We start from the raw sequence: 12,160 nt of genomic DNA on the forward strand, positions 1-12,160 counted from the left end.
AGGGCCGCGCTCCGGTGCTCGCGCGGCGGGGAAGGGTCCGGCCCTTGCGGAGGCGGGCTCCACGGGCCGAAGGTGGGACGGGGCCGCGCGCAGCGGCACGGACGGAGGTCGACATGGCGGACCAGCAGCCGGGCGGACCGGTCCCGCGCACCTATCCCCACGGCGTGCCGTGCTGGGTGGACACCGAACAGCCCGACGTCGACGCGGCGCTCGCGTTCTACGGCACGGTGTTCGGCTGGTCCTTCGAGGACCGGCTCCCGCCCGGGACGGACGGCCGGTACGTCGTCGCGTCGCTCGGCGGGCAGCCCGTCGCGGCCATCGCCTCGGGGGAGGGGCCCGCGCAGTGGGTGACGTACGTCGCGGTCGACGACGTCGACGCGGCGGCGCGAGGCGTCGAGGACCTGGAGGGCGAGGTCCTCGCAGGGCCGACGACGGTCGGCTCCGCGGGCCGGATGGCCGTCGTGCGCGACCGCCAGGGCGCGACGTGCCGGTTCTGGGAGCCGGACGAACGCCTCGGGGCCCAGCGCGTCAACGAGCCCGGGACGTGGAACTTCAGCATCCTGCGGACGCCCGACCCCGAGCGGGCGCTGCACTTCTACGGGCCGCTGCTCGGGTGGGAGGTGAGTCCCGACCTCGGCGCCGGCATGGTGCGCGTGCCCGGGTACGGGGGCCACCTGGCGCGGACGTCCGACCCCGGGATCCACGAGCGGCAGGCGAAGCTGCCCCCGGGGTTCGCCGACGTCGCCGCCGGGATCGAGCGGGCCGACGGCCCCGCGCGCTTCGTCGTGACGTTCGCCGTCGCCGACCGCGACGCGTCCGTCACGACCGCCGAGCGTGCGGGCGCGGCCGTCCTGTCGACGGTCGAGACGGACTGGTCGCGCGACGCGGTGGTCCGCGACCCGCAGGGCGCCGAGCTCACGCTCTCGCAGTTCGCCCCGAAGCAGCCCGTCTGACGGACGGACCCCGGGTCGCGCGTCCTGAACGCCGAACCCCGGGTCGCACGGCGATCGGACGGTCGATCGACGCGCAACCCGGGGTTCGGCGAACGGGTCAGTGGTGCGTCAGTGACGCGTCAGCGTGCCGCGAGGTGGTCGATTTCCGCGGCGAGACGTTCGACCGTCGCGTCGTCGTCCACGTGCTTCGTCACGGTGCGCACGAGGCGGTCCCAGTCCTCGCGCTCCAGCGCGGAGAGCAGCTGCTGGAGCTGGCCCGTGCTCACGTCCAGCCCGGCGAGCCGGGCGCGCAGGCCCTCGGCGGTGACCGTCACGACGACGGTCCGCTCCGCCGTCGCCTCGCCGCCCTCGCCGGTCGCCGTCGCGACGACGGTGTGCTCGCCGAGCGCGAGGTCGGCGGCGGGGATCGTGGCGCCGTTCTCGACCGGCTCGCCGTCGAGCGTGAGCACGACCTCGTCGGCGTCGGTGGACGACGCGGCGGCGACGAGCGTCTGACCGCGCTCGACCTCGGTGCCCTCGGCCGGGCTGACGATGCTGACGGTCGGGGCGGGTGGCTCGGGGTCGACCGCCTGGCCCTGCGCCTCCTTCCAGCCGACGAAAGCCCCGGCGCGGTCGGTGATGACGCCGTCGACACCGATCTCGGTGAGCCGCTTCCAGTCCGCCGCCGAGTTCACGGTGTACGGCATGACGGCGATCCCTGCCGCGTTGAGCTCTCCGACGACGCCCGGCCGCGCGAGCAGCGCCGCCGCAGACGGGTTGTACATGACCGCGCCGAGTTCCTGCGCGACGGTGACCGGGTCGGCGTCGAGCGTGCCGCGGAGCAGGCCGCGCGGGATCTGCGGTGCGTGCTCGCGCGCGTACCGGAGAGCGTCCACGTCGAACGACTGCAGGACGACGCGGTCCTCGAGCCCGGCGTCCACGATCATGTCGACGACGCGCTCCACCTCGGCGGACGTCTCCGGCCCCTTGATCTCGAGGAGCATCGTCGACGATCCGGTCTCCACGAGCTCCAGCATGTCGGCGAACGTCGGCAGGCGCTGGCCCGCGAACGCCGGGCTGTACCAGGAGCCGGCGTCGAGCCCGGCGAGGTACGAGGACTGCAGCTGCGCGACGTCGCCCGACCCGTCGGTCGTCCGGTCGACGGTCTGGTCGTGGCTCACCACGGGGACGCCGTCCGCGGACGTGTGCACGTCGATCTCGACGTACTCGGCACCGGTGCGCATGCCCGCGGCGTACGCGGCGAGGGTGTTCTCCGGCGCGACCGACGAGTAGCCGCGGTGGGCGACCGTGACCGGCAGCTCGCCGTCGTCGCCGACCCAGGACGCGGGCTCGATCTCCGTGACGCTGACGTCGTCGATGCTCACGGTGGCGCCTGCTGTGACGAACCCGAGCGCGCCGCCGTCGGTCCGGTCGATGCGACCCTCGAGCACCTCCCGGCCGTCGAGGGCCCACGTCGCCTGCGCGCCCTGCACCTCGACGGCGAGCGCGACGTCGCGGCCGGTGCCCGCGTCGAACGGCGCCGACGCGGTGTACGGGACGTTCCACGCGTTCGCGCGCGTGCGCTGCGCGATCTCGGCGCCGTTGCTCGCGGTCGAGGTGCTGCGCAGCACGGCCTGCCACCACGGGACGGACCCGTCGGGCGCGACGTCGAGGATCGCGCCCGCCCAGCGGGAGGCGTTGTCGACCTGCTCGAAGCGCAGGGTCGCCTCGAGGCGGAAGTTCTCGATCGACTCGCCGAACGTGATGCGCGCGGGCGAGGACCCGTCGGGCGCGTCGCCGACGAGCCGGCCGTCCTGCACCTGCCAGTCGCCGAGCACGGGCGTCCAGCCTGCGGGGAGGGTGTCGCCGTCGAACGTCTCGGTGAGCACGACGTCGCCCGGCTCCTGGGCGAGCACGGCGGGCACCGCGCCGGCACCGGGAGCGGCGGGGAGCGGCGCGGCACCGGCGACGCCGGGGGCGAGCGCCCCGGCGGCGACCGTGGCGGCGACGAGCGCCGCGGCGAGGCCGGAGCGCCTCGCGGCGGGTCTGCGGGTCGGGCGGGTGGTGGTGACGGTCATCGTCGGGTCCTCCAGGCGTCGTGCTGACGGTTGCCCTGACGACGCTAGGAACACCGGGTGGCCCCCGCGCGACGAGCGGACCAACACCGCGCGTCGGTCGGGTGACGCCCCGAACCGGTCGGCCGGCCGTCCGGGGACCGCGGGAGCTCACCGTCCGGAGGGCGCGCCGGCGCCGGTGGGGCGACCGGCGCCGGCGCGCCTCCCGGGGTCGGGGTCAGCAGTACAGGTTCGCACCCGTCGTCGTGCCGAGGATCTGCGCGAACCGCTGGAACGCGGTCACGCGGGACTGGACCTGAGCCGGGTTGCCGCCGTTGCACTCGATCGACCCGTTGATCGAGCGGATCGACTCGCCGAAGCCCGCACCGCCGACGATCGCCTGGTGCCCGGACATCGTGCCCGCGCCCGACTGCGTGTTCCAGAACCAGAGCCCCGTCTTCCACGCGACGGCCGGGTCGGTCTCCACGAGGTACGGGTTGTTGAGCAGGTCGATGCCGAGCGCGTCGCCCGCAGCCTTGTAGTTGTAGTTCCAGCTCAGCTGGACCGGGCCCTTGCCGTAGTACGCGCTCTGGCCCGCGGGGCACCCGTACGGCTGGGAGGTGTCGCAGTAGTGCGGGTAGTTCGCGGTGTTGATCTCCTTGACGTAGACCAAGCCACCGGTCTCGTGGTTGACGTTCGCGAGGAACGCCGCGGCCTCGCGCTTCGCGATCTCCGTGCCGCCCGCCGACGCGAACTGCGGGTAGGCCGAGAGCGCCGCGACCAGGCCGTCGTACGTGTAGAACGGGTTCCGGTTCGGGAACATCTGGTCGAACTGGGCCCTGCTGACGACGAAGCTGCCGGGCGTGCCCGGGTCGGTCGGGCCGCCGGGGTCGGTCGTGCCGCCGCACGCGCCCTGCGAGCGCCACACGCCCCACTCACCGGTGGTGCCGGGGCGCTCGTTCTGGGTCCACCAGCCCGCGCGCCAGTTCTGGCCGCCGTGCGAGACGACGGCACCGCCGGTGTACACGGCGCCCGCGCTCCACGCGGGGGCGCACGCCGTGGCGGCCTGGGCGGACGGCGTCGGGCCGGCCGTGGTCAGCGCGAGCGCGGCGAGGAGCGCCAGGGTGAGCGCGAGCAGCGCGGCGAGCGGCCGGGAGAGCGGGGCCGGGAGCCGGGAGACACGGGTCTGAGCGGGGGAGTGCATCGGTGCACCTCTCGTCGGGATCGGGTCACCGACGAGCCTGTGCCGCCCGCCCTGGGATGGACAACCCCCGTACGGGGAACCCCGTAGTCGTCCGTCCCGCGTCCGGTCGCCCGGCTCCCGTGGCGTTCCGTCCGCCCGGCGTCCACGACGGCGCGCGCGGGTCTATCATCCGGCCGCTCGTGCCTCGCGGCCTCCCGTCAGACCCGCCACGACCCGCGCGCGCCGTCGTTCCCGCCGGGCTCTCCGTGCGTCCCGGTCGGCTGCCGCGCTCCCGTCCCGGCGCCGTCCCACCTCGGCCCGTTCGTGCGAGGGGCGACGGGACGTGCCTCCGTGCTCGGCTCTAGCCCGGCACGGTCGCCGAGCGCGCGGCGACCACCGAGGGGTCGACCGGGACGCCGCCCGGGGGCAGCGGGGCGGGCCGTGCCGCGACCGAGCCGTGGCCCGCGACGTCGACCCCGACCGAGACGGCGCGCGCGGTGCCGTCGGTCACCTCGACCGTCGAGACGGACGCGTTCGGCAGCGCGGCGAGGCACGTCGGGTCGAGCGTCGCGAGGTAGGCGCCGAGCGTCAGCCCGTGCCCGACGACGAGCACGTCCCGGTCCTGCGTCGCACCCGGGCGGGCGGCGTCGTCGTGCGCGGCGACGATGCGGTCGAACACCGCGGCGACGCGGGCCATGAAGTCTGCCCCCGGCTCTCCGCCGCCGACGCCCGGGTGGGTGCCGGCGAGGACGGCGGGCACGAGCTCGGACCACGGCTCGACCGCGTCGAGCTCGTGCTCGGGCCGGCGCTCGAACGTGCCGAACGACAGCTCGCGCAGGTCGTGGTCGACCGTCATGGTCAGGTCGGGGTGGTGCCGCAGGATCTCCATCGCCGTGAGGACGGCGCGGCCCTGCGGCGAGGAGTACGCGGTGTGGAAGTCGTGGCGCGCGAGGTGCTGCGCCGTCACGCGGACGCCGGCGCGGCCGGTGCGCGTGAGAGGGGAGTCGCACGCGCCCTGGAGGTGGCGGCGCGCGTTGAGGACGGTCTGCCCGTGGCGGACGAGCGTGATCGTGAGGGTCATCGTCGGTGTGCCCTTCCGGTGGTTCCCGGTGTCGCGGTCGACCGCGACGCTAGCGCGCCGAGGTGACCGGGCGGCGTCGGGCAGGGGTCCGGGAGGAGTCAGGCAGGGGTCCGGTCGGTGACCGGGCGCGCTCGCCGCCCCGCGTCCGCGCCCTCGCTCTGCGCCTGCTCGTCCCGCGGCGCCTGCTCGTCCCGTGCCGCGTCCTCGCCCTGCTCGCCGTGGTCCGGAACCGCGGGGTCCTCCGTGGCCACCGGAGCCGGTGCGGGAGCGGGCCAGGGGTCCTCGAGGGGGACGCCCTCCGGCACGACGGTCCCCGCGTGCCGGTGGACCAGGACGGTCAGCAGCGCGACGACCCAGCCGAGTCCGATGCCCCAGGCCAGGGCGTCCTGCACCGGGGGCAGGACCTGGTTCAGGTCCGGTCCGGACAACGACCCGAACACCTCGAGGCGGTGCGCCACCTCGCGCACCGCGGCGGCGGTCGCCGCCGCGGCGACGCACGCGAACCACACCGCGAGCCCCAGCGCGACGCGGCCGGTCGCCGGCGGGAGCCGCCGCGTCGCGAGCGCCACGAGCACGCCGACGACGAGCGCGACGACCCCTAGCAGCCCCAGCTCGACCGGCTGGTCGAGGAGGTCCTGCGGGCTCTCGCCCCAGCGCATCGCGGGCGGCGGGACGCGGCCGTCGAGCGGGCCGAGGACGTCGCGCGCCCACGACGTCGCGAGCAGCACCTGGCGCGCGAACCCGGCGCCCGCCCACACGGCGACCGCCGACACCACGGCCGTGAGCACCGCGGGCAGGATCCGCACGTGCGGCAGGGCGCGCGCGTGCCGCGACCCCGCCGGGTCGTCGCGCCGGTCGTTGAGCGCGAGCGTCACGACGACGGCGAGGCCCACCACCCAGCCGTTCACCAGGCCCCAGTACCCGTCCACGAGCGCGCCGAGGAGACCCGACGTGCGCTCCGCCGTCCACGGCAGCGTCATGCCCGAGAACCAGCGCGCGGTCCCCGCGCCGACGGCCGCCGCCACCACGGTGAACCACACCGCGAGGAACGCCGCCCAGCGACCCGTCCACAGCGGGAGGCGCCGCACCGCGAGGAACGTGCCGAGCGCGGCGACGGCGCCCGCGAGGACCGCGGTGAGGACCGCGTTCCCGGTCAGCGGCTCGCCGCCGAGGACGAGGCCGGTCGGGTGCGGCAGGACGGTCCGGACGATCGCGCTGTGGACGAGGTAGGTGGCGTTCGCGTGCACCCAGTCGGCGGCCTGGCCCGTCAGCAGCCACAGCAGCGCGGTGAGCAGTCCGGCGACGACGACGGGAGGGGCGGTCCTCGATGACGGCATCCTGCGAGGGTAGTGGCACCCGGGTGTCACGAAGCACGTCGAGCCGGACATCTCCGGCGGGCGCCGGAGGGGCGCGAGGTCGACCAGGCACGTCGTGGAGCTGACCGGCTGACGGGTCGTAGGGTGGGCGCCGTGCCGACCGCCGCCGACCTCGCCGCCGCCGTCGGGCAGCGGCTCGAGCAGACGCCCTACCGGATCGTCGACCCGCGCCCGGACGGGTTCACGATGCAGCTCGACCTCGCCGACGCGCGCTGGTGGGGCGTGCTGTCCCGCAGCGGTCTGCGGGAGACGTACGACTTCGTCGTCCGGGTCGAGCCGGACGGGCCGGGCTATTCGATCCTCGAACGCCGGACGCAGGTCGAGTGGGTCGTCGGCGCGCACGGTCCGCAGCCACGGCTCGGAGGGGTGCTCTCGGCGTCCCGGTTCGACGGGACGAGCTGGACGTACTCGGCGAAGATCCGGGTCGGGCTCGACGACGAGGGGCGGCTGCGCGCCGTCGTCGCCTACGCGTTCTCGCCGGTCCCCGGCCGCCGCATCATCCGGGAGGCGGCGAGCTCGCTCGGGCTGCGCCTGCGGATGACCGGGCGGTCGAAGGTCGCCCTCGGGGCGGCGGTCCTCGGCGGCGTGGTGGCGGTCCTTGGCGTCGTCGTCGCGATCGTGGCGTCCGGCGCCGCCTGACGCGCACGCCGTCCCGGCGGACAACGGCTGAGCCCGCGGGACCCGCGGAGGCGAGCCGGGCGCGACGACCGCATCGAGGCCGATCAGTTCTCGTCGGTCCCCGCGTCTACCGTCCATGAACGCCGACCCGCCGCGCAGGGCGGCCGGGCCGGCAGGACCGACGACGCGGAGGCTGACATGAGCGAGCGCACCACCCACACCCTGGACGTGCCCGGTGCCGTCCTCACCTACGACGTGATCGAGCCCGGCACCCCGGGCGACCAGCCGCCGCTCGTCGTCATGGGCTCGCCGATGGGGGCCTCCGGCTTCACGCAGCTCGCCGAGCTGTTCGACGACCGCACGGTCGTCCTCTACGACCCGCGCGGAGCCGAGCGCAGCACGCTCGCGCCCGGCGGCGAGGTGACCATGCCGCTGCACGCGGACGACCTGCACCGGATCGTCGAGGCGCTCGGCATCGGCCCGGTCGACGTCTTCGGGTCGAGCGGCGGCGGGATCGTCGGCCTGTCCTGGATCGAGCAGCACCCGGAGGACCTGCGCACCTTCGTCGCGCACGAGCCGCCGCTCACGGCCGTGCTCGAGGACCGCGAGGTCGCCGACGCGGCGGAGCTCGACATCGTCGCCACCTACCACCGGGACGGGTACGGGCCGGCGATGGCGAAGTTCATCGCCCTCATCAGCCATGTCGGCCCGCTGCCGGCCGACTACCTCGACCGCCCCGCGCCCGACCCCGCCATGTTCGGGATGCCGACCGAGGACGACGGCTCCCGCGACGACGTGCTGCTGTACGGCAACCTCGCGGCCCAGCCGCTGTACGCGCCGGACGTCGAGGCCCTGCGGTCGTCCGGGGTGCGGATCGTCCCCGCGGTCAGCGCGGACGGCGAGGGTACGCTCGCCTGGCGCGGCGGGGTCGCCGTCGCCGGGGCGCTCGGCGTCGAGGCCGTGACGTTCCCCGGCGACCACGGCGGCTTCATGGTCAGCGAGTGGTCGCCGGACAACGACCCCGCGGCGTTCGCGAAGACCCTGCGCGAGGTGCTCGCGGGCTGACCCGCGCGTCGAGATCGGCAGGGCGGCGTGAGACCGGTCCTCCAGAGGGCCGGTCTCACGTCATTCTGCCGATCTCACGTCCTTCTGCCGATCTCACGTCTCGCCGCCGATCTCAGGGCTCCGTCGTCCCGTAGGCGGGGCGCGAGAAGGCGAGGACGATCCCCAGCCCCTGGCGCGCGGCGAGGAGCGAGCGGTCGTCGGGGTGGTCCAGGAGGTGGCGCAGCACGAGCGCGACCGCCTCGGCGTCGACGAGGTCGACGGCGCCCAGGTCTGGCGCGGCACCCGGCGCCCGCGCCCGCAGGAGGTCCTCGCCCTCGGCCAGGACGATGCGGGCCCCGTCGCGCAGGTCCACGGCCACGGACGGACGGCGCTCGCCCGGCACGACCCGCACGTCGGCGACGTCGTCCCAGTTCACGACGACGCGCGTCGTCTCCGTGCGACCCGTCGGCAGCTCGACCCCGTCGGGTCGCAGGACGACCGACCCGCGCAGCGGGGCGCGCACGTACAGACCGAGACCGCACGCGAACCCGAGCGCCGCCAGGGCGGCCACGAACCCGGCGAACCCCTCCTCGGCACGCAGGGCCAGCACGCACAGGACCACGCACCCGCCGAGCAGGGCGACGAGGATCAGCAGCACCGCGAGGAAGTCCACGAAGGGCGAGAGGCGCTCGCGGCCCCGCACTCCGCCGCGCACGCGGGTCCAGACCATCGCGCGCCGGTGCACGGGCACGGGCACGGGTCGAGCGGTGCGGGTCACGGGACCAGTGTCCCGGATCCGTGGACCGCGTCGGCCCGGGTCGGCCGACGGCGACGTCCCGGGTCGGTGGACGACGTCGCGGGTAGGCGAGCGACGTCCCGGGTCGGCGGGCGACGTCCCGGGTCGGCGGACGACGACCTCCCGCCTCAGCGGATGCGGACGCCTGCCTCGCGGAGAGCGTCGAGCATGGCATCGAGGCCGAACGCGTCGACGGGACCCAGCGCGCCGGTACCCCGGACGCCGTCCTCGGCCGCCCGCAGGGCACCCCACGCGAGGAACCGGGCGGTCAGGTCGTAGGGGTCCGGCCCGTCGAGGCGGACGCGCCGCAGCAGCGCGCCGTCGGCGTCGCGGGCGTCGGCGACCACGTGGCTCCGCGACCGCGCGCGTCTCGCGGCGTCGGGGCCGCCGGACGAGCCGGTCGACCTGGCTTCGAGCACGCGGCGCACGCGGGGGCCGAGGCCGGGGACCCGGAGCGCGCCGGTGAGGAGCGCCGTCGCCGCGGGCACGAGCCGCAGCGAGGGGGTCCTCGCGCCGATCACGACGTCGACGTCGCGCAGACCGGGCGCGAGCGCCGGCAGGGTGAACGGCTCGGTGCCGCCCGCCGAGACGCCCCGGACCCGCCGTCCGTGCCCGAGCTCGAAGGTCACGACCCGCGCGCCGACCCGCTCCGCGCGCAGACGCCCGCCGCGGAAGGCGTACGACGGCTCGAGCACGACCCGTGCCGCGCTCGCCAGGGTGCCACCGCTGATGCCGCCCCCGCCGCTGCCGAAGTAGCCGATGCTCAGCCGCGTCGTGGCGTCACCCGCCTCGCGGAGCACGAGGGCGCCTGCGACGTTGCCGGGCACCCAGTCGTGGCCGAACGCCGTGAGGAGCGCGGTGCCCGCCGCACCCGCTCGCGGGCCGTACCGCTCGACGACGTCGCGGATGAACGCGGGCTCGCCCGTCGAGTCGAGGTAGACGGCGCCGGCGTCGATCGCGGCCTCGACCGCGGGTCCACCGTGCCGCGCGAACGGGCCGACCGTCGACACGAGCACGTCGCCGGGCTCGACGAGCGCGCGCACCGTGGCCGGGTCGTTGACGTCGGCGATCGCCGTCTCGAGCCGCGGACCGGCCACGCTCGTCAGGTCGTCGACGAGCGACGCCAGCCTGTCGCGCGACCGCCCGGCGAGCAGCGGCCGTGCCCCGAGACGCACGAGCTCGTGCGCGACGAGCGTGCCGGTGTACCCCGTGGCGCCGAGCAGGACGATGCGTCGCATCCCGTGAGAGTACGAGCGCTCCGGACGGCTCGCGCGCCGCCCGTCGCGCCGAGGGCGGGATGGCACCGCTCCCACATGCTGAGCGCTCTGTCGATCGACAGGGGACTTTTGCGCGTTGACGACAAAACTTCCGTACACCTGTTGACACCGCTGTCTGGGTGGGGTGTGATGAATCTCAGTTGCCCCTGGAATCCACCGGGGGATCCGGACGTCGGGCCCAGGGGAAGCCGGGCGTCCGGACCGACCGCCGGCCCGCACGCATCGCGGCGTGCACCGGCACGGCCCTCGCTGGCCCTGGACCTCCTCGCGGCTCGGGTACCTGCCCACCGCGCGATGCGCCCCGCCCGTCCGACAACCTCATCACGCCTCCGACGTACCTCCAGCGCGGGAACGACCCCGCGTGCTCAGTCGTGCCCTCGCGGCACGGGCCCCGGCCCGTGACCGCTCGATCGAAAGACGTGGCACCGATCGCCGCGGCGCGCCGACGCGCCGGGTCGACTCGGCATGCCTCCGTCCGGAAGGAGAACCATGTCCGCACCGACGACAGACGGTGAGTCCCCCACGAAGCCGCTGTCCCGACGCTCCCTGCTCGTCGGGGCCGGCGTCGTCGCCGCGAGCCCCGCGGCGGCGCTCGTGCTCGGCTCGGGAGGCAGCGTCGTCGCTGCCGCGCCCGCGGCCGCCGCGGGCTCGACCGCCGCGGCACCCGTCGCCGCCGCGGCGAGCGGCACCCGCAAGATCACGATGTACGCGGAGCGCATCGACGACCGGACCGTCGGCTACGGGCTCGAGCCGGGGAAGGCCACGGTGCCCGGCCCGATCCTCGAGATGTGGGAGGGCGAGACGCTCGAGATCACGCTGGTCAACACCACCGACCAGCGGCTGTCGATCCACCCCCACGGCGTGAACTACGACGTCAACAGCGACGGCAGCCCCTTCAACGACTCGTTCAACGAGCCGGGGGAGACCCGCACGTACGTCTGGTCGACCGTGCCGATGCGCCGCGACCGCGGCATCTGGATGCCCGGGAGCGCCGGCTACTGGCACTACCACGACCACGCGTGGGGCGAGCACGGGACGCCGGGCATCGCCGCCGGGCTGTACGGCGCGCTCGTCGTGCGCCGGGTCGGGGACGTGCTGCCCGAGAAGCAGTTCACCGTCGTGTTCAACGACATGCTCATCAACAACAAGGCCGCTCCGGACACGCCGATGTTCGAGGCGAACCTCGGGGAGCGCGTCGAGTTCATCTGCATCGGGCACGGCAACACGTTCCACACGTTCCACCTGCACGCGCACCGCTGGGCGAACAACCGCACCGGCCTGCTGTCCGGGCGTGAGGACGTGACCCAGGTCGTGGACAACCGCGACCTCAACCCCGGCGACGCGTTCGGGTTCCAGGTCGTCGCCGGGCTGGGGGTCGGGGCCGGTGCGTGGATGTACCACTGCCACGTCCAGTTCCACGCCGACGGCGGGATGGCAGGCATCTTCCTCGTCCGCAACGCCGACGGCAGCATGCCGGCCGGTGCCCAGGAGTCCATCGACCGCTTCCAGGCGCACGGCGGGCACGCGGCGTCGGGCACGTCCAGCGGGACGACGGCGACCACGGAGCCCGGGGCGGACGCCGCCCCCACGGACCACGGCGTGGCGGGCCTGCCGCCGCTGGCGGTGCACACCGACCACTGACCCGGTTCCCGCACCACCAGGAGCCGTACCACCAGCCGTTCCACCCCGGCGCCCGGTCCCGTCCGGGTGCACCGCACCGATGACGAAGGAGTTGGAGAGTGCTATCCAGACGTGCAACGTCCCCCACCACGAGAGGGCGCTCCCGACCGGGAGCGCTC

General features: G+C 75.2%; 10 protein-coding genes. 4 read left to right on the top strand and 6 right to left on the bottom strand.

Annotation, left to right across the window (positions count from 1 at the left end; translation table 11 throughout):
- Positions 1-113: 113 nt before the first annotated feature.
- The gene (locus ACZCLJ_RS15035; protein WP_463104306.1) at positions 114-953 is read left to right on the top strand and encodes a VOC family protein; all 840 of its coding nucleotides are present in this window, start codon (positions 114-116) and stop codon (positions 951-953) included.
- A gap of 119 nt (positions 954-1,072) precedes the next feature.
- Here the strand turns inward: ACZCLJ_RS15035 and ACZCLJ_RS15040 are convergent, their stop codons facing one another.
- The 4 genes from ACZCLJ_RS15040 to ACZCLJ_RS15055 form a co-directional block, all read right to left on the bottom strand.
- Positions 1,073-3,010 (bottom strand): glycerophosphodiester phosphodiesterase, encoded by a 1,938-nt coding sequence (locus tag ACZCLJ_RS15040; protein ID WP_463104307.1) that lies wholly within the window; start codon positions 3,008-3,010, stop codon positions 1,073-1,075.
- A gap of 214 nt (positions 3,011-3,224) precedes the next feature.
- Positions 3,225-4,190, bottom strand: a complete 966-nt coding sequence (locus ACZCLJ_RS15045) for a glycoside hydrolase family 19 protein (protein ID WP_463104308.1) — start codon at positions 4,188-4,190, stop codon at positions 3,225-3,227.
- Positions 4,191-4,530: 340 nt separating this feature from the next.
- Positions 4,531-5,250, bottom strand: a complete 720-nt coding sequence (locus ACZCLJ_RS15050; RefSeq protein WP_251149751.1) for a histidine phosphatase family protein — start codon at positions 5,248-5,250, stop codon at positions 4,531-4,533.
- A gap of 98 nt (positions 5,251-5,348) precedes the next feature.
- Positions 5,349-6,587 (bottom strand): hypothetical protein, encoded by a 1,239-nt coding sequence (locus ACZCLJ_RS15055; RefSeq protein ID WP_463104309.1) that lies wholly within the window; start codon positions 6,585-6,587, stop codon positions 5,349-5,351.
- Positions 6,588-6,719: 132 nt separating this feature from the next.
- Between ACZCLJ_RS15055 and ACZCLJ_RS15060 the strand changes: the two genes are divergently transcribed.
- Both ACZCLJ_RS15060 and ACZCLJ_RS15065 read left to right on the top strand, forming a co-directional pair.
- Complete coding sequence (locus ACZCLJ_RS15060) at positions 6,720-7,265, top strand: hypothetical protein (RefSeq protein WP_463104310.1); 546 nt, start codon at positions 6,720-6,722, stop codon at positions 7,263-7,265.
- A gap of 177 nt (positions 7,266-7,442) precedes the next feature.
- Positions 7,443-8,309 (top strand): alpha/beta fold hydrolase, encoded by an 867-nt coding sequence (locus tag ACZCLJ_RS15065; protein WP_463104311.1) that lies wholly within the window; start codon positions 7,443-7,445, stop codon positions 8,307-8,309.
- A gap of 112 nt (positions 8,310-8,421) precedes the next feature.
- Here ACZCLJ_RS15065 and ACZCLJ_RS15070 read toward each other — a convergent pair whose 3' ends face one another.
- Complete coding sequence (locus tag ACZCLJ_RS15070) at positions 8,422-9,066, bottom strand: hypothetical protein (protein WP_463104312.1); 645 nt, start codon at positions 9,064-9,066, stop codon at positions 8,422-8,424.
- Positions 9,067-9,212: 146 nt separating this feature from the next.
- The gene (locus tag ACZCLJ_RS15075) at positions 9,213-10,322 is read right to left on the bottom strand and encodes a saccharopine dehydrogenase family protein (protein WP_463104313.1); all 1,110 of its coding nucleotides are present in this window, start codon (positions 10,320-10,322) and stop codon (positions 9,213-9,215) included.
- Between the two features lie 528 nt (positions 10,323-10,850).
- On the opposite strand from ACZCLJ_RS15075, the gene ACZCLJ_RS15080 reads away from it, so the two are divergent.
- Positions 10,851-12,002 carry a multicopper oxidase domain-containing protein gene (locus ACZCLJ_RS15080; RefSeq protein ID WP_463104314.1) on the top strand — a complete coding sequence of 384 codons (1,152 nt, stop codon included), beginning with the start codon at positions 10,851-10,853 and terminating at the stop codon, positions 12,000-12,002.
- Positions 12,003-12,160 lie beyond the last annotated feature (158 nt).

The sequence above is a fragment of the Cellulosimicrobium sp. So1_17 genome (assembly GCF_055181235.1).